The organism is Rhodococcus sp. IEGM 1305 (assembly GCF_030058635.1).
GTDB classification, from domain to species: Bacteria; Actinomycetota; Actinomycetes; order Mycobacteriales; family Mycobacteriaceae; genus Rhodococcus_F; species Rhodococcus_F opacus_D.
On the sequence record NZ_JASHKX010000004.1, the window covers coordinates 206276 to 228917 of the forward strand.

Consider the following 22642-nt stretch of genomic DNA (forward strand, 5'->3'; position numbering starts at 1 on the left):
CGATACGAGTGTTACGTGTGTGTGTTGGATTCGGAGAGTGGACTCGACCGACCGCGGCACCTCCGGGTGTAGCCCTGGCGGTGCCGCGGTCACCGATGCCGCTAGGCGAGGTTCTCCGCAAACGAACGCAGGGCGTTCGTGGCCACGAGCAACACCGCCAACTCGGGTTCGCGTGCCGGGTCGAGTGCCGCGTCGAGCACGTTGTCGAGCCAGTCGGAGGAAAGGTCGCCGACCTGAGCAGCCTCCGACTGCGGTAGGTCCGAGTCACCGATCAGACGCCGTGTGGCATCGCTGACCGCGAAATAGAGATCATCTCGCAGCGCCGCCCGCGACATGGCGTCCCAGTTGTCCACTCGGCGAAGGGCGGCCACCCGGCGCAGTAGCTTGTCGAGCCGGAACCGCTCGGCGACCTGGAAGTAGGTACGCGCCGTCCGTTCCGGATCCCTGCCGGCACGCAATGCGGTTTCGCTGATCGGGAACAGCGAGAACTCCTGGAACAGGCTCGCCGATCTGCGTGCCAGGAAGTCGGGGACATTCCGGTCGACAAGGTACCGCTGATGCTTGGCGTCGACGGCGGCCCGGTCGGCGCCGACGAGGAAGTCCGGAAGGGAGGAGCGCAGCGACTCGACAACGGGAGTGAAGTGGGCAGTTTCACCGGTCACATCGATGGTCTGCCGTCGGCTCGCCAGGAGCCAGCGCACCGAGCGCTCGACGAGCCGTCGATGGCTCAGCTGCAACCGGACGCGAGTGTCCGTCGTGACCGAGGAGTCGAGCGCGGCAATGTTGGACAGGTAATTGCGCTGACCGACGGCGCGACGAACGACTTCCCATGCCCGGATGATCGCCGCGACCGACGCCCCGGTTTCCTCCTGCATCCGGAACACGAAGGTGATGCCGTTGTCGTCGACGAGACGATTGGTGACTGCGGTCGCGGTGATCTCGTTCGCCAACGGGTGCGCCCCCAGACGATCACCGCACACGGCGACAACGTCGGCGGGAAAGTACTCGGTGCGGAAATGCTCGGCCCACGATTCCGTCGCGATCCCGGCTGCCAGCACAGCCGACTTCATCTCCAGTTTCACGTAGGCAAGCAGGGTGCCGAGTTCGGGAGAGGTCAGAGCCCCACCCTGGGTGATGCGCTGTTCGAGCTCGGCGTCACTCGGCAGCGACTCCACCTCCCGGGAAAGCAGCCCTTGCCCCTCGAGCGTCGTCAGCATCCTGCGATGCACCGGTGCCATCTCGGCGGCCTCGGCACGGGCCACCGACAGCATGGTGTTCTGCGCACGATTGTGGGCCAGCACGCGGTCGGCGATATCGGCCGTCAGCGATTGCAGCAGAACGTTGCGCTTGTCCCGATCCAGGGCGCCGGCGGCGACCGCATCGTCGAGCGCGATCTTGATGTTGACCTCGTGATCGGAGGTATCGACACCGGCGACGTTGTCGATCGCATCTGTGTTCAACCGTGTGCCGTGCAATGCCGCCTCGCGCCGCCCCAGCGGGGTGAGCCCGAGGTTGCCGCCTTCACCGACCACACGGGCACGCACCTCCCGCCCGGTGATACGGACGGCATCGTTCGCGCTGTCGCCGACCTCGGAATCGGTTTCCGAACTCGCCCGAACATAGGTGCCGATTCCGCCGTTGAACAGCAGATCGACGGGCGCCGACAGGATCGCGCGCACTACCTCGTTCGGTGTGTAGTCGGCCCGTTTCTCGTCCAGTCCCAGTGCGGCACTGGCCTGCGGAGCGAGGGTGACACGCTTCGCCGAGCGGGGGAAGACGCCGCCGCCCCCACTGATGAGGTCGCGGCGGTAGTCCGTCCATGAGGAGCCGGGCAGATCGTAGAGCCGCTGGCGTTCCTCGAACGCCGTGCCCGCCTCGGGCTGCGGATCGAGGAAGATGTGCCGGTGGTCGAAGGCGGCGACCAGGCGCACGGACCGGGACCGGAGCAGTCCGTTCCCGAAGACATCCCCGCTCATGTCCCCGATCCCGACCGCGGTGACCGGGTCGGTGTCGGAGTCGATGCCGAGCTCGAACAGATGCTGGCGTACCGACTCCCAGGCGCCGCGCGCGGTAATGCCCATCTGCTTGTGGTCGTATCCGTTGGACCCACCCGAAGCGAAGGCGTCCCCGAGCCAGAACTCCCGGTTCGTGGCGATCGCGTTCGCGACATCGGAGAATTGGGCGGTGCCCTTGTCGGCGGCGAGGACCAGATACGTGTCGTCACCGTCGTGCCGCACCGTGTGCGGTGCCGGGTCGAGGCGGTAGGTGCCGGACTCGTCCTTGGTGAAGTTGTCGATCAGATCGAGCAGTCCCTCGACGAACGTGCTGTAGGCGGCGCGCCCGATCTCGAGTTGCTGGGCGCGGTCGGCGCCGGTGTGCAGCAGCCGCGGAAGGAAAGCGCCCTTGGCTCCTGTGGGGACGATGACCGCGTTCTTCACCATCTGCGCGCGCACCAGCCCGAGCACCTCGGTGCGGAAATCCTCGACCCGGTCGGTCCACCGGATGCCGCCGCGCGCGATGTGCCCGAATCGCAGATGGGTTCCCATGACGTTCCGAGCGAACACCCACGTCTCCAGCTGCGGCAACGGAGCGGGAAGGCCACGAATCCTGCGGGGATCGAGCTTGAAACTCAGGACCGTGTCGACCGGTCCGTCGGTGTGCGCGAACAGTCGCCGGAACGCGTTCGTTCGCAAGGTGGCGAGCACGGTATCGAGCAAGGTCCGAAGGATCAGGTCGGGTTCGATTCCCTGAACCTCGTCGATTGCGCCTTCGATCTCCGCGACCAGTTCGCTGTGGTCGCGTTCGCTGTCAGCAAGCGCCGGATCGAACCGCGTGCGAAACAGTGTCCACAGGGCAGCGGCGATCTTCGGGTGGCCGGCGATCACGGAATTGACGAACTCCGAGGAGAAGGTCCAACCGCTCTGCCGCAGATAGGCGGCATAGGCGCGCAGGACCAGGACCTGCCGCCACTCCATGGAGGCGGTAGTGACCAGCGCCTGCAGCGCGTCCGCATCGGTGTGCCCGCTGTAGCTCGCCTCGAACGCCTCGGCGGTCCGCGCTGCCGTGGGCGCGTCCAGTCGGTGCTGGCGATAGCGCGAGCGGAGGATGAACTCGTACACGTAGGCGAGTTGCCCGTCGGCACTGGTCAGGGTGTGTGGATGTTCTGCTGCGAGTTCATATCCCAGGTGCCCGAAGATCGGCAGCGCGGAAGCGAGGACCATCGGCTCGGTGGTGACGGCGATGGCCGAGATCAGGTCCGTGGCCGCGCTCCGCGCGGGCGACGGAGTGACCATCAGCCGCAGCCGTCGGTGCGGATCCTTCGTCAGCTTGGAGAAGGCCGACAAGTGGGCGGCTGCTTCGGCGGGGGAGAACCGCTCCTGATAACTCAGGGGCACTGCCACGGGGATGGAGTCGTCGTGCCCCGACGTCGACGCCGTGGAGAGCAGATCGTCGAGCTTCTCGGTCCACGACCGGGCCGCTTCCACCACGACTCGCGACAACTCCGCGACATCGATGCGCTCGTCTGCGGTATGCGGCCATGCGGTGACGTGCACACGCACCAGCGCGGTTTCCCCGATTCGGGTGTTGTGATCGACCGCGGCGCCGTCGAGGAACTGGGAGACCGCCGCTACCACTGCCCGTCGAATGGCGGGTAAGAACCTGTCCTGGGGGACATAGAGCAGAATCGAGATGGCCCGGCCGTAGGTGTCCTGGCGGATGAATGCCCGCACACGTGGGTGCCGTTGCAGGTGCAGCACCGCGAGGACCGTTGGTGCAAGGTCCTCGGCGGTGCTCTGCAGAATCTCCCGCCGCGGGTAGTCCTGGAGGATGTCGAGCAGTTCTAGGCCTTCTCGGGAGCGCGGGTCGCGATCGAGCATCGTCAGAGTGCGTCCGGCAGTGCGGTTGACGACCGGGATCGTCCGCATATCCGACGTGTCGAGGGTGTTCTCGAACAGACCGAGGAAGCGGTGCTCGCCGACCGTGACCCCGTCGGAATTGACGATCTTGATTCCCACGTAGTCCAACGGGGCGTCGCGGCGCACCGTGCTGCGGGTGCCGGCCGCCGACACCATCAACACATCCGGGCCGAACGCGCGAGTCGTGGTCAGGGGGTCGAGGGTGTGGTGGCGGTGCTCATGGTGATGGGGCCGAAGAATACCCAGGCCGGTCTCCGGAAGTGGTTCGAGGGTCGCCGTTCCCGACGCCGTTGCCTTCACCAAACGGTAGGAGCAGTAGCCGAGGAAGGTGAAGTTCTCGGCGCACATCCAGTGGAGGAGCTCGCTGGCTTCGTAGGCGCTGTCGAGCTGGTTCTCGGTCGCATCGGATTTCAATGACAGTGCAGCCTTGCGGGCGACGGCTTCCATACCGGTTTGATCGGTCACCGCGACCGTGACGTCGGCGAGGGTGCTGCGAATCGCGTTCTCGATCATCGCGGTGAACTCGCCGGAAGTGGTTTCGCTTCCGCCGGACGGCTGGAACGTGATCTCCATCCAGGACTCGACCAGGGGATCGTTGTCGTACTGATCGTCCTGGCGGGGCCGGGTTATACCGTCCGGGGCGAGCACTCCCTCGCTATCGCGTCGCACTGCCACCGTGACGTGCCGAAGAGTGGAAACGCTGCCGTGCCGTCGAACAGCCATCGCGACCGAGTCGACCAGGAAGGGAAGATCGGTGCTGACCACCAAAATGTGCGCGTGGTTGGTTCCCGCCGCAATATCGCACTGCACCAGTGCGACCCCCTCGGCTCGGAGCCGAGCGAAGTTCAGGTACTCATAAGCGCGGTCGGCGAGGGCGGTGTCGGTCCATTCGGCGAGATCTTCGCGGGGCTCGTGACGGAAAAGTGCATCGACGTAATCCTGGTAGCCGCCCGGTGCGGCCGCCAGGGCACCGAGTTCAGCGCAGACCCTGAGCTGGCGGTCGTGTTCGAGTCCTTCGAGATTCACCTGACATCTCCTGTGGCACTTGATGGTGGGGCCGCCCGGCACTGATTCGTCCTGGCTCGTATGCACCATGATCCGGTCAACATCCCGTCAACGGAACGACGTTCTCGATTGCAGAGCATTAACTTTGCTTAATGCGTCGGGTTCGTTGTCCGTCGTCACCGGAAGGGGCCGCCACGGGCGGTATTTCTCGATGCGAGCGGGTGCGCGTGCAGCAGCGACCGGATGGCCGAGCCGTCACGCAGTTCGGAAAACCGTCCAGTGCAACAATGGTCAGCTCTATGGGCGATTCGAGGCCACGCCGCCCGGCGCAGGTGGGGGCCGGTGCTGGCCCCCGAGGCGCACGAGAACAGGCACCGGCCGAGGAACCTGTCTCACCCGTCTCCACGGCCGGTGCCAGACCTTCCCCTACAAGGCCATGGACCGGAAGCGGATCCGGTCATGAATTAGTTAACCAGGTGCGCATGAGCTGCATGCCCTGGTGCATGAGGTCACCGGCGACGATCAAGACCACCAACAGCCCCATGGCGAGGACGGCCCGCCGCATCTTCCACGGGATTCGACGCATCTGGAATCCTTTCCGCGCGAGCCGGTATCGGCTACACCGATACCGAAGAGCGGTGGACACCGGCCGCGCGGTCGCGGTGGACGAGTTCGATGGCCGCCAACCGGATACAGGTGCACAGCCCGCCGATCGCCAGCTGCAACTCGTCCTCGGACGGCAAACTCGGTGCCAACCGGATGTGGCTGTCGCGGGGATCTTTGCCGGCCGGGAACGCCGAACCGGCCGGTGTCAGCGCGATCCCCGCCTCCTGCGCCAGCGCCACCACCCGCTTGGCCGTGCCCGGTAGCACCTCGAGGTTGACGAAGTAGCCTCCGGCCGGATCCGTCCACGACGCGATGCCCGAATCGCCGACCTCGCGGCGAAGAATGGTGGTGACAAGCTCGAACTTCGGGGCGAGAATCTGTTGGTGCTTGCGCATGTGCGTACGCACACCGGTCACGTCGCCGAAGAACCGGACATGCCGGAGTTGGTTGACCTTGTCCTGTCCGACGCGCTTCTGCGAGAGGTGGCCCAGATACCACGCGATGTTCTCGCCGGACCCGGCGAAGAAACTCACGCCGCCGCCGGCGATGGTCATCTTCGACGTCGACGCGAAGACGAACGGCCGCTCCGGATTACCCACGAGGGCGGCGAGGGCGAGGACATCGAGCCCCTGCGGGGCGTCGCCGATGAGGGCGTGCACCGCATAGGCGTTGTCCCAGAAGATACGGAAGTCCGGTGCGGCGGTCCGCATGCTCAGCAGGTCGCGGGTGACCTGCTCGGAATAGGTCACCCCACTGGGGTTGGAAAACATGGGGACACACCACATGCCCTTGATCTGCGGGTCATTGGCAACCAACTCCCGGATCGCATCGACATCAGGGCCGTCGGAGAGCAGGGGGACCGCAATCAGTTCGATACCGAACGACTCGGTGATAGCGAAATGCCGATCGTATCCGGGTACGGGGCACAGAAACTTCACCGGAGCGGAGGACCACGGAGCGTAGTCGTCACCTGTCCCGTGGATCCACGCAAACGAGAGCACGTCGTACATCGTTTCCAGACTCGACGTGCCACCGGCAATCAAACTTTCCGGGGCAATATTGAGGACCTCGCCGAACAGGGCGCGCAGCGACGGGAGGCCGGGGAGTCCGCCGTAGTTGCGGCAGTCGATTCCATCGATCACATAGTCGTTGTCACCGGGCAGGGAAAGCATCGCGGCTGAGAGGTCGAGCTGTTCCGGTGCGGGCTTGCCCCGGGTGATGTCGAGGGCCAGCCCGCGCGCCTTCAACGTGCCGTACTCGGCGCGGCTCCGGGTCAGTTCGGCGTCGAGTTCGTGGTCGCTGAGACTGTGCAGGGAAGTGGACATCTCGGTTCCTTCAGGTTGGGGATACTCGATGTAGTACAGACGGGGGACAGCCGGGAAGTGGCTTCCCGCATCACGACTCCTCGCGGAGGGCCCATGTAAGACCGAGAGGGTGGCGGCAGGGGTCGCCGGTGGCCCTTCCGGCTGCATCGCGGCGACGCGTCCAATCTGGGCGGGGTTCGGTCGAGTTCATTGGTAGGTCCGAACTTTCTCCGCGTCGGGGCGAAACGGAGCGACTCATCCACGTGAATGGTCGAGACCGCGCTCGACGGCGACCAAACCGCCGTCCTCGTCGAGCCGCCCGTGATCCGCGGTGTGGAACCAGCCATTCTGGTCGAGCCTCGAGCTCACGCCGGGAAAGGTGAAGTATCCGGTGAACAACGCGCCACGGGCGGCTTCGCGGATCAGGATCTCACCCGAGTCCGTCAGCTTCCATTCGATGTCCTCTCGTCCGGTCCCGCCGTGGCGATGGGCGTCGGTGGGGATGTCGTCGTCGATGGACCACGAGCGCAGGTGACTCGCTCCGGCGGCCTCGGTCGAACCGTATCCGGACACGGCCCGGACAACCCCGAACCGCCGCATAAACGCACCGTCGGCCGGGAACATGGTTCGTACGCGGTGGCCGGCCGAGTCCTTCGGGGTGGCGGTGCGCGCGAGATTGTTCACCAGCGGTGCATCCAGTGTCAGCGCGGTGATCCCGTGGTCGATGGCCTCGGACCAGAAGGTGTCGACTGCAATGGTGCGCCCGAGCAAGGCGTCCGCGCCCGCGGTCAGTGCGCCGACGAGCCCGTGCCCGAGGGAGTTGATCTGCGAGAGAGGCAGGGGAGTGAGTGATCGATCGCGGTCGGTGAGTGTCATCGCCTCCGCTACTGCCCGTCCCAGTCGGAGAAAGTACTCATGCGATTGGGCGCAGAACTGCGGGATACCCGGCGTGGGCCGGGCCGGGTGCATGAGCGATGCCGTCGAGTACCGACCGGAGTTGGTGCCGGGGGCATGGCTGGGATCGAGCCGAGGGGCAGTACGGAAGGTGCTGATGAGGATCGCGCGGCGAGTTCCGGCGAACGACGGGGCCGCGGGGTGGTCACTGATCACCACCGTCGGGTCGAGTACGTCGAGCATGCACGCCAGGAGCTCTCGAGGATAGGTCTGATCCACCAGCGCGACAGGCACGCCGGCCAACAGGCAACTCAGCCAGGCCAGAACGTAGTCCGTCGAGTTTTCTGCCACGATTGCGACACGGTCCTCCGCGGAGAGATTCCGGGCCTGCAAGTCGGCGGCCCCACCGGCGGCAAGTTCGAGAGCGAGCTGCAACGAGATCTGATCGTCGAGGGCGCCGATCATCAGGTCGGGGCGGGCGGACGCGCGATCGAGGAGAAGATGTGGGAGATTGTCGATCATCACGATCCTTCCGTGTCTTTGGTTCCATCAGCGAACGGTGCCGGGTCGACCGTCAGTCCGTGGTACTGCGGGCCCCTACCGACCAGCGGCATCGACCGGGCGAGGGCGGGACAGCGACCACATTTGCCGGGCGCGTTCGACCTCGATTGCCGCCTGCCATGCGCGCGGTGGTGTGGTCGTCAACCGCAGACTGTTCGCCAAGGACCGAGCGAGTTCAGGATCTCGGGCAACCGGCTCGGCGAGGCGCTGGGCCGCATCTTCGAGATCGGCCACCGGAACTGCGTCCCACACCAGCCCGGTGACAGCGGCGCCTGCCCCGGTCAGCCGGCGCCCGAACACCCCTAGCGCGGCGGCGGCCTGGCGGCCGCCTGCCCGCTCGAGAAGATGGAAGTGCCCACCGCCGGGGTGAATTCCGTTCTCGGCGAAGCCGGGCACCAGGAGTGCGTCCTCGGCGGCAAGACGCACATCCGCCGACAACGCCAAGTTGAGTCCGGCTCCTACCGCGGCACCATTGATCGCGGCAATCGAGGGAACAGTCACCTCACCGAATCGGCGGAACGCACGATAGAGGGAATCGAGCGCCTCGTACGCCTCATGCGGCTGTGCACTTGCAAGATTCCGGAGTGCGGATCGGTCGGCCCCCGAGCAGAAGGCACTTCCGGCTCCGGTGATCACCACAGCACCCACCGATGGGTCATCGTCGACGGCATCGCAGGCATCGACCAGGGCCTGTGCGCTGTTCCGATCGAGGGAATTGCGGGTGTCGACGCCATCGAGGGTGATCCAGGCGACGTTGCTGCGGACGTCGAATCGAACGGAGGTCGTCACCGGAGGACACCTGACTTCCGGGCAAGGGAGTCGACGGCGCGGGTTGCGCGAAGTGAACTGACCATCAGGGCGTACTCCTTCTGCGGGTTTCGATACCGTCCATCGTCTCGCCGAAATCGAATAAGTAGAATGGCGATCTGGCTGCTGCAGCGCTAAGGTTTGCTTAATGAACCTCACCTCGTCGCAGTTGGCCCTCCTGCTGGCCGTCAAGCAGGGAGGCAGCCTCGCGCGCGCAGCAGAAACACTCGGAATCACTTCCCCCGCAGTGTCACAGCAGCTCGCCAAGCTCGAACGCGACCTCGGCGCATTACTGGTCGAACGGGGCGCGCGAGGCGCCAAGCTGACTCCTCTCGGCAACCTGCTGGCCGAACACAGCGAACGCGTCGCCGCCGAACTGTCCCGAGCAGAGGAAACCGTCGCACACTACCTCGGCGCTCACGCCAACAGGCTCCGTTTCGGAGCGTTTCCCTCGGCGGCGGTTGCGTTGCTTCCAGATGGACTGACGGCGCTGCGTTACCGACACCCCGAAGCTCAATTGTCTGTCGTCGACGTGCCCACCGACGGAGGCACCGAACTGATCACCAGAGGAGAGTTGGATATGGCGATCACCGCCTCCTACAGCGGCGCCCCAAGCGCGGTCGAAGGAGTTCGATTCGAGCACCTTCTCACCGACCCGCTCCGGGTCGTCCTCCCCGACGATCACCCTCAGGCGCAAGGACCGGCCTCGCAGGCGGTGGAGTTGAAGGCATTCGAGAAGGATGCCTGGGCGTGCAGCATCACCGGCAGACCCGCACGTACACAATTGAACTCGGCCGCCGCCGACTCCGGATTCGTGCCGTGGGTGCCGTTTCAGACCGAGTCCTACGACGTCGCCCAGGCGCTCGCCGCCTCCGGTGTCGCCGTCGCATTCGTTCCCGAGCTCGCTCTGGTTCCCGGCCGGGGAACTCGCGCCCGCCGGTTGAAGCCGGCGCTTGCGCGGGACGTCTTTGTGGCCTTGCCGGCCAGTGCCAGCCACGTCGCTCTGGCGGGTGAGCTCCTGACCATCCTGAAAAAGACGGGACAGGCACTCCATCGACGGCAACAATCGGCCGCCACACTGGGCTGACACTCCCCACGTCCGCCAGCCGACGTCACGTAAGCGCGGTCCGAAGCAGCTCGGACGTGCTGGTCGAAGAGCCGCGTCCCCCGATGGCTATCCTGACAGGGTGGCCGACGACAAGAAGCCGTCACCGACGTTAGGTGAATTGATCAGGCAGCAGCGGGAACTTGCCGAGCTGCCAATGCGGCAGTTCGCCGCGATGGTAGGGATCTCGAACCCCTACCTTTCGCAGATCGAACGCAATCTCCGGGAGCCCAGCGAGAGAGTCCTCGACGCCATCGCGGAGCACCTGCAGACCTCGGCCGATGTCTTGCTCGGGCAGGTCCGAACGCGCCCGGAGGAGGCTTCGGACGTCGTTCGAGCGATAGGGCAGGACGGCGACCTCACCAATGCCCAGCGCAAGGCGCTCGTGGAGATGTACGAGACGTTCCGCAAGGTCACAAGGGCCGAGCGTAAGCGCGGGTAGGCGCAGACCCCTGCGTCTTCTATAGACAGGGCGGTCAGGGCCCACGGCGACTGGTTTACCGTGGGCCCGGCCAGCTACTTCAGCAATTCTCGAGCGGCTGCGGTTGTGGCCGCGCTGATCTCACGGGCGAGCTTCGCCTGCGCATCCGCAATCGTCGAGACCCACTCGACGTTGCTGGCCGCCGCGATTGCAGTGTGGTATTCGAGGCTACTGTCGAGAGCCTTTTCGTAGGCGTCGAGCGACCGGTTCCCGGCCTTCTTGGTCGTGTCAACGACCTTCGCGCCGATACCGACGAACGCGTTGTGATCCTTGCCCTTCCCGGCATCTGTTGCGCGGGAGGCGTTTGCACCGGCGGTCTTCGTGTCAGTCGCTTTGGTGCTGGACGTCGGAGTGGTCATGAGGGGCTCCTTCTCTTCTGGGACGTTAGCAAGTTAGCAGACTCACTGCTAATTGTCTGTACGGACTGCTCCAGATAATTCCGGTCGAATGGGGTTCGATTGGAGCGCCTCGTCACCGATCTGCTCCGCGTCGCCCTCCCTGGGCGACCACCCCCAGGCGCTGGGAGCGGCCGACCGAGCGGTGGCGTTGACGGCCAGCGAACCGCTCTAGCTGGCCCCTGCGGAGCCACCCCACCAGCAGATACCAGCACGTTTGCGATGACGAGAGCTGGCCAGCAGGGAGTGTCCATGAAGGTTCGAGTTCGCAGATTTCGCGATTCTATGCTGTTTAGTTTACATAATCTTCGTTATCGATACTTTGGGATCGATTGTCTTTCAACGTATTTGGCACACTACCGCGTCTGGAACCTGCGCGTTCCGGCGGACCGGCTGCCGGTGATGTACCGCCATCCTGATCCCGATTGTCCGTGGGCGCGGTGATCGCCGAAATTCCATCGCTGCCGTGTGGGTGGATCGAACTCGTCGGCGACGTGGGCCTGAGCGCTGCCTTCGAAGTGGTATCATTGGTGATACCACATCGGTATGTCGAAGCAGGCGAAACTCCTCGCGAGGGTGCGCGCCAGTCCGCAGAGCGTGACCTACTCCGAGCTGTTCAACTTCTGCTGCGACGTCTTCGGGATCCACGCCAGCACGGCACCTCGCACGCGGTGTTCAAGACGCCGTGGCCCGGGACCCCCGGGTGAACATCCAGAAAAGCAAAGGCGGCAAGGCCAAGCCCTACCAGGTCGACCAGGTCCTCGCCGCTTCCGACAAGCTCATGAAGGAGGCAGACAATGGCTGACGCATCGCATTACACCTATCGGGTGACCTGGTCGGAACCGGACAGCGAGTTCGTCGGCACCGTCGCCGAATTCCCCTCCCTGTCCTGGCTCGCCGAAACCCAGAATGAGGCCCTCGACGGCATCATCACCGTCGTCCGCGACGTCCTCGAGGACATGGCGAGCACCGGCGAGAATCCGCCCGTGCCGATCGCGGACCGCTCCTACAGCGGCACCTTCACCGTGCGGACCTCTCCGCGGGTGCACCGCACTCTGGCGGTCGAGGCCGAGGAGCAGGGTGTCTCGCTGAATCTGTTGGTCAACCAGAAACTTTCCGCCCCGGCCACCGACCGCGTCACCCCCGACGTGAAGGCAGGGTGAGGGGCGAGCAGACCGTAGCGTCCGGGCGCATGCGCGCCAAGCCGCCATACAGCGTGACGTCTCGGTGGCGACGCGAATCAACGCGATAGGTGAGCGTCGTCGGCGAGGCTGCCTCGCACAGTCGCGCACCCTGCGTGACGACGTGTACATCCACCGGCCCGGTCCGAAACTTGCGGAAGGAGGTGTGATGGACTGGAACTACTTCATTCACCCGGATATCTACCAGTGGCTTGCCCCTTTCAATCCGTTCTTTCGTTGGCTGATTGAAATCGGGGTGTGGTGATGAGCGAGATACAGGTGGGCCTGGACGCCGCCACCCGTGACGAAGCCAGTCGGCCGGACTCGGTAACAGCTGACTGGCGAATAGCGGGGACTGTCGGCTACTGCAGACCGAGGGAGTGAGGAGAGCGGATGTAGTCAGAAGCGCCAATCCAGGTCAAGGAACTGCCCAAACACCAGCGCCCGGTAACAGCGTGGCGGGGGTGCCGGGATAGCCGGGCGCACCGCCCGCTGTGAAGGCTGCAACCACCATCCCGGAGCCAGTCTGGGCGACCCCCCGGGAAGGTCCGTACAAGAGGTCCGCAGCGCCACCCGCGCCGGTCGATATGTTGCGCCAGTGGACGACAAGATCGCAGTAGAGGTATGAGCCGCAGCGGAATCGAGTGATCCCCGGCTCGTGTGGGTCTGTCCGGACAGTGATGTACGTACTGGACGGCGAGTTGGTGAATCTAGTCGGTCCGTTGGTCATTCCCGCGAATGGGATCGCCAGGACCGTAGCCCCGGACGGCTCCGCTGAGGGTGTCCGCGCGCAAAAACACCTGCGCCGTCGCGCGACATGCCCTTCCATGTCCGACGACAGGGCTGGGCCACGTCACTCATGATTTGCGCGGTGTGACTGCTGTAAAAAAAACATTGCCGCAGCGTCTCGATCGAACCACCAGTTGAGGGCACATTTTGCTCTGCAGGTCGCTGTTGGAGCACCTCGACCGAGGACTCCGGGCAGGTGGGGGCGGAATATGCCCCGACGAGGCGGCACTCGGGCGGGCGCCGCGGTAAGTCCCGCCTGATCCGACGGTGTCAGTGATGTCCGCGTTTGCCGGTGGCCCGTGCCTGGGGTGAGGTCTCCCAACGGCGCGGACGCTGCCCGGCCTGACGTCGTGGGTGATTGGATCGGGTGGTCTCCGATGCCGGGCTCGCGGGCTGGTCTGGGTCGGCTCCGAGGTGGGTGGCGTCTGTGTCGGTCTCGGTGGCGGGGGCTTGTTCGGCGCGGGGCTGGGCGTTGTCGGCGGCCAGGCGCCGGTTGTCGCGTTCGAGTTCGCCGGTCCGGTGTTCGCGGTCGAGGACGCGGCCGATGCCGACGACGTTGACTCCGGCATCGATGAGTTCGGCGACGCGTTCGAGCCGGGCCAGTTCGTGGTCGCCGTACCGGCGGGTGCCCGCGCCGGTACGGAGGGGAGTGATCAGCCCGTACTCCTCCGCGCGGGACCGGCGGCAGTCGACAAGCACTGGCCAGGAACGCCCGCGGGACTCGCGGCGGTGCGCCGTCTGGTCGGGATCCGGCCGGCATGAGCTTCGCGTAGTCAACGGGATAAGTCCGCCTCACGCTCGGGCAGCGCACCGGAGCGCCCGCCACGTGCGATTAGGGACCGGGCACACGGGGTAGTCACGGTATACGCCTCGCGCGCACCGGCGCGCCATGTTCCACATGCTCCCGACGCCCGACGCAGTGCGTGGCGACGACACACAGCAGGTGGGTTCGATGATGAAAATAGGAAAGACCAAAACCAAAGTTGAAGTTGCCGCAGCGGTCGGCGCCGGATATCTACTGGGGCGCACACACCAGTTGAGGATGGCCGTGAAGATCGCTGGTGCGGGCGGGCGGTCCCCCAAGGGGCCTGAGGATCTGCTCGTACAGGGATCCGAGTTTCTGGCCTCGTCTCCGGAGATTGGGGAACTGGGCGATTCGGTTCGGGACGAGCTACTCGACACGGCGGCCGCCACGGCTGAGGCCAGCAGTGGACACGTCGATTCGTTCAGCGACCGCCTCCGGTCGGGCGGCGCGCACGTCGTGGCCGGCGGCGGACATCTGGTCGCGGGGGTGAAGAGGATCGGTCGGCGCGGGCACGCCCACCCGCGGGACCCCGAGGATTCCACCGTCGACGAGATATCGCAGCACGGAAAAGACGAGGACGGACGTTCGTCTCCCGCGGTCGAAGAAGAACAACAGGCGAAGCCGCACAGACTGCGCAAACGTCGGGTCACGACACCCAGTGATTCGGCGGGGGAGTCCCGCGACCAATCCGCACAGGAAGCACGACCGGACACAACCGCACGCAGGAAGGGGACGGCCAAGGCGCACTAGCCTCCTCACCCGTTGGGGCCCGGTGCGCATCGATCGGCGCCGGGTTGTGCGTGTCCGCGATCCCGTTATCGGTGCTCGTGGATTCGCTCCGACCGGCGCCGAAACCGCACACTCCGTCATGCAGCAACTCCTCGCGGACAACGAACACTTCCTCACGGTCGTGATGTGCGTGGTCGTGGTGGCACTCGCCGCCGCCGCGGTGTGGACGATCTTCCGCTGACGGACAGGATTCCGGGGGTCCGGCAGGCGGGAATCTCGTTGTTCGGCATGAAATCCCGTGTCCAACGGGCCCGCGCCGCCCTCCAGGCCCAATTGCACGACTTCCAGCCCCGCAGCGGATCGTGCGCCTGCGGAGCGACGTCATCGGAGGACGAGCACACCGCTACCGCACCCTCGGCCTATCCCGAGATCCACCACGCGACGTCGCCGCTGCGCAACGCCGCGGGTGAGAGCGGAGACAGTGAAGCGGTGAAGTGTCGAACTCCCGCGTCACCTGATCGAGCTGCCACAGCTCTCGTAGTCCCACGGGTACCCACAGTCCCCGCTGGACCTCACGAAATTACTGATACTGCCAGTACTGTTATCTGGTCCGTACTGGAGAGCTGAGGAGTGACATCTGTGGCACGCAAGGTTGTAGTTGAGATGGTCGACGACATCGACGGCACCACCTTTGGTGAGGACGGCGAGAGCATCCACTATGCAGTCGACGGCGTCGAGTACGTGATCGACCTGAAGGACGAGCACGCGAAGGAACTCCGAGAGACCTTCGAGTACTACATCGCGCACTCCACCCGCGTCGGCGGCCGCAAGCACCGCTCGGACCGACCGGTCAACCCCACTGCCGAGAGACGGCCGTCGGGCGAAACGACGAAGATCCGCGCCTGGGCACTCGAGCAGGGCTACGAACTGTCCTCTCGTGGACGTATCCCCACCGAGATCGAGCAGGCTTTCCACGACGCCCACTGAACCTGCGCAGCGCCTTCCCCGTCGCGGTGGTCGATCGTGGCAGGCTATCGGTATGTGTGGTCGTTACGCCTCGACGACGAGCCGGGGAACGCTGCTCGAGACCTTCGATGTCGCCCCTGAACGGGCCGACCCGGAGATGGCGCCGGACTACAACGTGGCGCCCACGAAGACCTCCCCAGTTGTGATCGCGCGGGTACCGAAAGACACCGACGACGAGCAACCCCAACGACAGCTGCGCAACCTCAAATGGGGCCTGACACCGTTCTGGGCCAAAGATCCGAAGATCGGCTCACGCATGATCAACGCCCGCGCCGAGACCGTGCACGAAAAGCCCGCGTACAGGCAGTGTTTCAAGTCTCGGCGCGGGATCGTCCCGGTGTCCGGGTTCTATGAGTGGTTCCCGACCGACGAGGTCGGCAAGTCCGGGAAACCCCTCAAGCAGCCGTACTACATCCACCCGGCCGAGAGCGACATTCTCCCGTTGGCCGTCATCTTCGACTTCTGGCGCAACCCCGACGTCCCCGACAACGATCCGGACGCCTGGCTGATCACATTTTGCGTGATCACAACCAACTCGACCGACGATGTGGGACATATCCATGATCGGATGCCGATGAGCGTCGCCCCGGAGAACTGGGCGGACTGGCTCGACCCGACCAACACCGACGTCGACCACGCCCGATCCTTGATGGCACCGCCGGCACCGGGCAGCCTCGAGACCTACCCGGTGTCCAAGGCCGTCAACAACGTCCGCAACAACGGTGAAGACCTTCTGAAGCCGATCACTCTCGAGGACGCCCACTGACCACTGGTGCGACCCGCGCAAACACCACGCACAGCCGGCGGACACACCGGTTCGGAATACCACCCGATGGTCCGCTGTTGAACAGCCTGACGGTGGCGGACATACCCCGGGTACCACACCAGAAAAGGCGCTACGAGCGACCACTTGCCGAGAGGCGATATGGCGTCACCGTCCCGCTGGCCGGGTAAGACCTACAGTGCGTAGCGTTCCCGAAAAGGAAACGAAGCCGCTGTCACCGGGGAAGGCGACAGCGGCTTCCCTTTGATCGGATACGTTCCGTCACAGCGAATCCCGGGTGACCGACCCCGGATCGAGGTCTCCGCGCTGACCCGGTAGATAGGGCGACCCCACCCGTTTGAAAACCGCGCCCTCCATCCCGGAATTCTTAGCGGCCTCCAGAATGACGGCACCGTCCACTCCAACCCAATGCGGCAAGATCTGCACGGGCACGCCGACCCCGTGCAGCTCGTGACCGAGGTCGGTGAGAGCGGCACGGCGCTCCAGATACGGCGCCGCCATCAGATCACTACCGTCGGCAGAGAGGACGTCGAACGGAAGATAGGTGACCGGCACCTGCCGCCGCACGGCCGTGGTCGGGCGCAGGGTGTTCATCCGCTTCTGCAAGCGCGCGAACGACAGCCGACCCTTGGATAGGGCCACGATCTCGCCGTCGAACACGATCCGGCCGCGACCGCCGAATGCTTCGGTCAACGCCTCGGCCACCTCCGGGTACGAGGAGGTGACGACGTTGAGGTTGCGGGTCCACAACACCGGCGGCTCGCCGCCGCCGACCGCAGCCACCACGCGGCACCCGTCGTACTTCATTTCCGCCGCCCAGCCCCCCATTTGCTCCGGGGGTTCACCCGGGGTGGCCAACATCGGCGCAATCAGCCGCATGGGCCGATTGTGCGCCCACTTGCGCAGCTCGGGCGACCCTTACGGTTCCGGTATGCGGAAGACCAGCCGATTCGTCAAGCGTATGTTCACGCTGCTCACGTGACGCTGAACCACCAGTACGCGATCTGTGCCAGACCGTTGGCGATCGCATAGAAGGCGGGCTGCGCCCACTCGGGAATGCCCCAAAGACTCAGGTCGTCCATGGCGTCCTCCACACGTTGAAGTTGGCCCCGACAACTACGCATCGCTCGCGGTTACGGGGGATCGGAATCACGTCAACACCTCCGGGGTTAGTTGAATGGAAGCGACTGCCACCACTGGATCGCGTTGCCTAGTGCCACCCACGCGTCGAGGACCTGAGGGAAAGCGTAGAAGAATCCCAGGTCCAACATGGCGAACTCCTTGGTCGGAACGGGCTCTGTTGAATGGAAGCGCACCTCCTGCGCTGTGTATCGCCCGCCGGAGGCGGATCGGTACAGCTACCCAATCGAGTGGGGCCCGTAGGTGCAGGCCGAGTGATGGCGGGTTCACCCGCAGATCGCAAAGAGAAACAGGCCGCCACACCTGCCAATCCGCGGAACACCGTAGATCAGGACCGTGATGATCACCGGTCTGGGCAGTGAGTGGCGACCTGTTGCTCGTCGCGGTTGTCAGAGTAGATCGTCCCTGTGACAGAGACGATCAGGACTTCGGCGGGACGAGAAACTTCACCGCGACGCTGAACGCATATTTTCCTGGGTTATGGATAGGGACTCGATGAGTGCATGGCCGTCCTCATCGATGCTGAGGATTTTGAACTGAGGGTGGAGCATCACCGTGTCGCCAGTTGTCAAACCCGCGCGAGTTCCGGGATTCTCGGGCATACGCAACGATGAACCCGTACGGTTTCGGTGTGCAAGCCGCCGATAATTGCCGGATTCGATCGATCGTGGCACCGACTGCCGCAACGGGCGCCACAGTGCTGTGCCGATAGCGGATCCCCTACTGCCCGCTGCGCGATACGGGATTCACGCGGGCCAACGCAGGTCGGGCAGGTCCAGACCGAAGCGCCATTCCTGATCGACCTTGGTGATCTCGTCGATACCGTCGGTGAACGTGCGCACGACGATGACGTCGGGGATGACCACGGCCTCACCGTGCCGTGAACCGATGCAAATCAATGTCTCACACGCGGCGTCGACCACCTTCGGCCGTCACCGCGCGCGAACGAGGAGGTCGCCGACCTCGCAGTCGAGGGCGTCGCAGATCGCGACGAGGGTGGAGAACCGGATGGCCTTCGCGCGGTCGTTCTTGAGGACGGACAGGTTGACCAGGCTGACTCCTACCCGTTCGCTCAGCTCGGTCAAGGTCAGGTTGCGTTCGGCGAGCAGGACGTCGAGGCGGCAGTGGATGCCTGAGGCGTCGGACCCCGCAGACGCCATCAGACGAGTCCTTCGGTGTCCCGCTGGAGTCGCTCGCCGGTCTGGAAGGCGACGGCAACCACCGCGAGGGCGAGTGCGACGAAGCACGGCGTCCAGTTGATTCCGAACCTGGCGTTGTCGTAGGTGTGCTCGCTGAGCGCGGCGAAGGCCCCGTTGATGCCCATGTTGCCGAACATGGTGGTCGCGAACCACCCGAAGAGGATCACGCCCGAGCACACCGTGATGAGGCGTGAATTGGTGCGACTGAACGCGATTCCCCGCATCAGGTTCCGGCAGAGCAGGTAGCCACACGCGACCACGAGGACAACGGTCACGGCGAGGGCGACCTGCGCGATGACCAGTGACGCGACGGTGATGCCCGCCATGTCCGACACCCGCACAGTCGCCTCGTCCACCAGTACGGTCACGGCAGCGCCGTCCGGGCCGACGGGCAGTTGTGCCGGAGTGTCGACGAACGGCGCGCGCACCGGCACGTCCCTGTTGGTCACGATCTCGGCGATGCGGACCACGCTGACCACGAGCGTCACTCCGGCGGCGATCACTCCGCCGGCGATCACGAGCAGCAGTCCGACCCGGTCACTTCGCGTCAGTGATTCCTTTTCCACACGGTCACCCATCACAGTCCCCTTATCGAATACCGATATTATCGTTTTTCGATGTTAACGATAATCGGTATGGGAGGCAATCGGTTGCAGGGCAGCGGTACGCGCCGCGGGGCTCCAACGTGCTGGCGTCGTAGATCGGCAAGTCGATTCCTCGAGGGACGTCGACGTCGACCGAACCCCCGGCCTCCCGGGCTCGTATGAAAATCCCTGGTCAACCCACTCCAGAAATTCTGTAGTCGCGGGAGTAGACATTGAGGTGGTGCCGTTGTAGAGTTTCTCTCGTCGCAAGGAAAGAGTTCACGAGGTGCGGGAGAGGATGAACTACCCGCATAGCAGTTACCGCAAGATGAGGAAGTGCCAGGGCACGGGTTGATGTGAGTGTGTAAGGCCCCGGCACCTCCGGTCGGCGACCGGGCAGCAAGAACAGCCCGACAGCCGGAAAAAGTGCAGTGAACAAGGAAATGAAACCGGCCCCCGGTGCCTCACGGCGCCGGGGGCCCTGTCCGTTGAGAGGTGTCACCCCATTCAGGAAGATTCGCCCGACCACAGCCCGGCCGGGAAGTTCGACGACGAGGACTACCCGGCCTACAGCATGGGCCACGCCGCCGAGATCCTCGGCGTAACACAGGCATTCCTCCGCAGCCTCGACGCCGCGAAGCTCCTCACCCCCGGACGCTCGGAGGGCGGCCACCGCCGCTACTCCCGATACCAGCTCCGCATCGCCGCCCGCGCCCGTGAACTGGTCGACCAGGGCACCGCACTCGATTCCGCGTGCCGCATCATCATCCTCGAAGACCAACTCGCCGAGGCCCGACGCATCAACACCGAACTCCAGCACACCCCCCGACCACAGGCCGATGGAGCCAGCCCCACACTCGACTGAAACACCGCTGCCTGCTCCGAACGCCAGTCGACGGCTATTCCTGGAAGTCGCCCGTCCACTCGGCGGCCTCTGGCAGCCCAGAGCGCACCATCTTCGCCCGCCGGCGTTCGATCCCGCTCAACCATCGGCTATCGGCCCGGCGGGCGGAGGTTCGCGGCGTAGAACTCGATGCTGGTCGTTTTGAGTCCAAACTCGGGGTAAGCCACCGTGACGTGGATGGTGCTCTGTGTGGGTACCGGACTGAGGAAGTAGTGCGCTCGCGTTTCAATCACACCCAGGTCGCGGACACGGCTGCGGGAGTCGCCGCCACCAGATAGCCATGGCTCGTTCGGATCATCGGGAAAGTCGTCCTGTCTGAATGAGTTGGACAGCACGGTGCCGCCGAAGAAACCGTGCTCACCAAGAGTTGGTGATACCGCGAGGACCAGCCGGATCCTGGTTTTGTGAGCCTTGTCCGGCCTGATCCTGTACCCCAGATTGATTGTCTCGGTGTCGAAGGGGATACCGGCGGTGGGGTCTGGGTCCGGTTCGCGGGCGACCAGATCAAAGCCCATCCCGTTCTCGTACACCTTCACTCTGGTGAACCGGAGGTCGAGGCCGTTGTTTGTTCTGAATGGGATGGAGAGCTTCGGCTCGTAAAGGACTGGATCCTCGTCCTCTGTTGTCAGGAACGCGTCGGGTCGTTTCCGAAATTCGGGCACCTCGCGGCGGCCGGGCGGCCGCTGCGCGCGCTTCTCGCGTTGTTCCTGTTCCTCACGTTCCAGTTCGCGCTCAAGTTCTTTGTCCGGGATGGATTCGCCAGCCAATCGCAAGATCCGGGCGCTCCACTTCAAGTGGGCAGTCCACTCCGGTGGAGGATCGCCGACATAGGCAAAGTTGAATCGCTTTTTGGACATGCCACCGATACTTGCATGCGCTAACCGGTGAACGGCACAGTTGCTGACAACGTCCGTGGTGACCCGCAAGCCGAACCCGCACCGGGACGAGATCGGCGCCCAGCGCGCACCAGCAAGGATCAACGCTCGTCCCGAAAGCGGATCCCTGACCGGTCAGGCCTCGCCTCGGAAAGCACGCATATACGCGTTCTTTCCTGACAGATACGGTTCGACATCGCGAACCCGGATCAGAGTAACTCGGTCCAATGGATACCGGCGGCCCTCGAGCACAATTCCGACGTTTCCGGCAGTCGCTGCGGCCCACCAACGTTCTCGACCTCCCCAGACGACGAAGGAGACGGCTTGCCCGTCTACGGGTATGAGCGCCGTGTGGTCCTCCGCCGCCTCCACCTCGTCACGACGCCGCCGATACTCGTCATCGAGGGGAGTGAGTCCCAGTGCGGACACCACCAACGAAGCGGCTTTGCCGATTGGATCGTGCACTGTTGTCAGCACGTCGACTGTGGGGCCGTCGGTGTCGGGCGTCCCATGTTTGAGACCCGCAAGAATAAGCGTCTCGTCTTGCCATTCCCAACCACCGAGCATGATCGGGTCAGTCCACTCTTTCAGCCCGTAGGTCGGGAAGGAGAGTGCCGCATCGCGGATCTGCTGATCGAGCGCGCGATTGCGTTCCCAGAATTCGTCTGGCGTCAACCGGCCTGCGAATCTCATAACACCAGTGTGCTATCCGCCGAGGGTCGGCGTCAGTCAGACGAGATGTCGGAACGTCCCGCTCAAGCATCCCTTTCCGGCGGCAATTCATCGTTGCACCGGCCGTTTGCCCGCGCTGGTCCTCGATCAACGAGAGAATTTCCTGCCGGAGTGTCTGACTACTTCCAGGAAGGATCTGGGTTCGAAGGTGAAAACCTACCGAGACTTCGAATGGGTGATCCGCGAGTACCCATGGGTCGAGAACGGTCTATTCGTGACCTACGTGCGCGACGCGGATCCGACATCAGTGATCGAGGCGATGACTGTCCGGAGTCTGGGGACGGCGAATGGATTGCGTGGTGTCAATGAGCGCGGATGGGAGGAGATCTCGATAGTCGGGGCCGCTTCCCTGGGCGAATGGACGATCGCGATTGCACCCGCAGCCTTCGCGGGCGTGTCCGAAGAGTTGATGCGGCTCCTGTCCAAGGGGCGTGAGGTGTTGACGCACTCCAAAAATATTGAAGCGGTGTCCCATTTTTTCGTGTGGAAGGACGGGGAACGCACGGTGTACTTCGATCCCCTGTTGCGCCGCGGGTTCGGACTAGATCCCATGCCGGCGTCCTGGGAATCCCGCTTGAGTGAAGTCGGTATCGACCCCCGCGGGGAAGGGCCTCTTCCGGACGGCAGATTCCATGTGGTCGAGGCCTCGTTCGCTATGGCGGCGAACTATACCGGCGCGCAGATCACGCCTGAGTTCTTCACCGCGTCGACCTTTGTCGTGGGCAGCGCCAACTGACACTGTCGATCGACCGGTGAGGGATCCGCATACGGAACAGGTCACCGTTGGCCTGGTGGCGTCTGCCACCATGACCAGATGTA

At 64.6% G+C, this 22642-nt stretch carries 19 protein-coding genes and 1 pseudogene; 8 read left to right on the plus strand and 12 right to left on the minus strand.

The window, feature by feature from the left end; genetic code table 11:
• Positions 1-101 precede the first annotated feature (101 nt).
• The 5 genes from QM693_RS10685 to QM693_RS10705 form a co-directional block, all read right to left on the minus strand.
• Positions 102-4943, minus strand: a complete 4842-nt coding sequence (locus QM693_RS10685) for an NAD-glutamate dehydrogenase (protein WP_283352301.1) — start codon at positions 4941-4943, stop codon at positions 102-104.
• Between the two features lie 436 nt (positions 4944-5379).
• Positions 5380-5508, minus strand: coding sequence for a hypothetical protein (locus QM693_RS10690; protein ID WP_283352302.1), 129 nt, complete (start codon positions 5506-5508; stop codon positions 5380-5382).
• A 31-nt stretch (positions 5509-5539) separates the two neighbouring features.
• Entirely contained in the window at positions 5540-6853 is a 1314-nt protein-coding gene (locus QM693_RS10695; protein WP_283352303.1) for an aspartate aminotransferase type Ic, read from the minus strand.
• A 234-nt stretch (positions 6854-7087) separates the two neighbouring features.
• Positions 7088-8248: an AMP-binding protein gene (locus tag QM693_RS10700; RefSeq protein WP_283352304.1), complete on the minus strand. Its 1161-nt coding sequence runs from the start codon at positions 8246-8248 to the stop codon at positions 7088-7090.
• Positions 8249-8323: 75 nt separating this feature from the next.
• The gene (locus QM693_RS10705; protein WP_283352305.1) at positions 8324-9076 is read right to left on the minus strand and encodes an enoyl-CoA hydratase-related protein; all 753 of its coding nucleotides are present in this window, start codon (positions 9074-9076) and stop codon (positions 8324-8326) included.
• Between the two features lie 166 nt (positions 9077-9242).
• Here QM693_RS10705 and QM693_RS10710 point away from each other — a divergent pair, with 166 nt between their 5' ends.
• On the plus strand, positions 9243-10181 hold the full coding sequence (locus QM693_RS10710; protein ID WP_283352306.1) for a LysR family transcriptional regulator: 939 nt from the start codon (positions 9243-9245) through the stop codon (positions 10179-10181).
• A gap of 100 nt (positions 10182-10281) precedes the next feature.
• On the plus strand, positions 10282-10641 hold the full coding sequence (locus QM693_RS10715) for a helix-turn-helix domain-containing protein (RefSeq protein ID WP_283352307.1): 360 nt from the start codon (positions 10282-10284) through the stop codon (positions 10639-10641).
• 74 nt (positions 10642-10715) lie between these two features.
• Here the strand turns inward: QM693_RS10715 and QM693_RS10720 are convergent, their stop codons facing one another.
• Positions 10716-11039 carry a hypothetical protein gene (locus tag QM693_RS10720; protein WP_283352308.1) on the minus strand — a complete coding sequence of 108 codons (324 nt, stop codon included), beginning with the start codon at positions 11037-11039 and terminating at the stop codon, positions 10716-10718.
• 833 nt (positions 11040-11872) lie between these two features.
• On the opposite strand from QM693_RS10720, the gene QM693_RS10730 reads away from it, so the two are divergent.
• On the plus strand, positions 11873-12238 hold the full coding sequence (locus QM693_RS10730) for a type II toxin-antitoxin system HicB family antitoxin (RefSeq protein WP_283352309.1): 366 nt from the start codon (positions 11873-11875) through the stop codon (positions 12236-12238).
• Positions 12239-13315: 1077 nt separating this feature from the next.
• Here the strand turns inward: QM693_RS10730 and QM693_RS10735 are convergent.
• Positions 13316-13744, minus strand: coding sequence for a MerR family transcriptional regulator (locus QM693_RS10735; protein ID WP_283352310.1), 429 nt, complete (start codon positions 13742-13744; stop codon positions 13316-13318).
• A gap of 343 nt (positions 13745-14087) precedes the next feature.
• Here QM693_RS10735 and QM693_RS10740 point away from each other — a divergent pair, with 343 nt between their 5' ends.
• The 3 genes from QM693_RS10740 (at position 14088) to QM693_RS10750 (ending at position 16371) form a co-directional block, all read left to right on the plus strand.
• Positions 14088-14600 (plus strand): hypothetical protein, encoded by a 513-nt coding sequence (locus QM693_RS10740; protein ID WP_283352362.1) that lies wholly within the window; start codon positions 14088-14090, stop codon positions 14598-14600.
• A gap of 618 nt (positions 14601-15218) precedes the next feature.
• The gene (locus tag QM693_RS10745) at positions 15219-15566 is read left to right on the plus strand and encodes a histone-like nucleoid-structuring protein Lsr2 (protein WP_280779219.1); all 348 of its coding nucleotides are present in this window, start codon (positions 15219-15221) and stop codon (positions 15564-15566) included.
• Positions 15567-15618: 52 nt separating this feature from the next.
• A complete protein-coding gene (locus QM693_RS10750; RefSeq protein ID WP_283352311.1) occupies positions 15619-16371 on the plus strand; it encodes an SOS response-associated peptidase in 753 nt (250 codons plus the stop codon).
• A gap of 321 nt (positions 16372-16692) precedes the next feature.
• Here QM693_RS10750 and QM693_RS10755 read toward each other — a convergent pair.
• The 3 genes and pseudogenes from QM693_RS10755 to QM693_RS10765 all read right to left on the minus strand — a co-directional run.
• Positions 16693-17268: pseudogene (locus QM693_RS10755) on the minus strand (ATP-dependent DNA ligase); the annotation flags it as partial.
• A gap of 1193 nt (positions 17269-18461) precedes the next feature.
• Complete coding sequence (locus QM693_RS10760) at positions 18462-18689, minus strand: helix-turn-helix domain-containing protein (protein WP_283352312.1); 228 nt, start codon at positions 18687-18689, stop codon at positions 18462-18464.
• Complete coding sequence (locus QM693_RS10765; RefSeq protein WP_283352313.1) at positions 18689-19306, minus strand: DUF2975 domain-containing protein; 618 nt, start codon at positions 19304-19306, stop codon at positions 18689-18691. The genes QM693_RS10760 and QM693_RS10765 overlap by 1 nt, the downstream gene beginning before the upstream one ends.
• A 580-nt stretch (positions 19307-19886) precedes the next feature.
• On the opposite strand from QM693_RS10765, the gene QM693_RS10770 reads away from it, so the two are divergent.
• Positions 19887-20177: a helix-turn-helix domain-containing protein gene (locus QM693_RS10770; RefSeq protein ID WP_283352314.1), complete on the plus strand. Its 291-nt coding sequence runs from the start codon at positions 19887-19889 to the stop codon at positions 20175-20177.
• Positions 20178-20305: 128 nt separating this feature from the next.
• Here the strand turns inward: QM693_RS10770 and QM693_RS10775 are convergent, their stop codons facing one another.
• Both QM693_RS10775 and QM693_RS10780 read right to left on the minus strand, forming a co-directional pair.
• Positions 20306-21073, minus strand: coding sequence for a hypothetical protein (locus QM693_RS10775; RefSeq protein ID WP_167114788.1), 768 nt, complete (start codon positions 21071-21073; stop codon positions 20306-20308).
• A 153-nt stretch (positions 21074-21226) separates the two neighbouring features.
• Complete coding sequence (locus QM693_RS10780; RefSeq protein WP_283352315.1) at positions 21227-21784, minus strand: hypothetical protein; 558 nt, start codon at positions 21782-21784, stop codon at positions 21227-21229.
• A 106-nt stretch (positions 21785-21890) separates the two neighbouring features.
• Here QM693_RS10780 and QM693_RS10785 point away from each other — a divergent pair, with 106 nt between their 5' ends.
• Positions 21891-22559 (plus strand): DUF6461 domain-containing protein, encoded by a 669-nt coding sequence (locus tag QM693_RS10785; RefSeq protein WP_283352316.1) that lies wholly within the window; start codon positions 21891-21893, stop codon positions 22557-22559.
• The last annotated feature ends 83 nt before the right edge of the window (positions 22560-22642 follow it).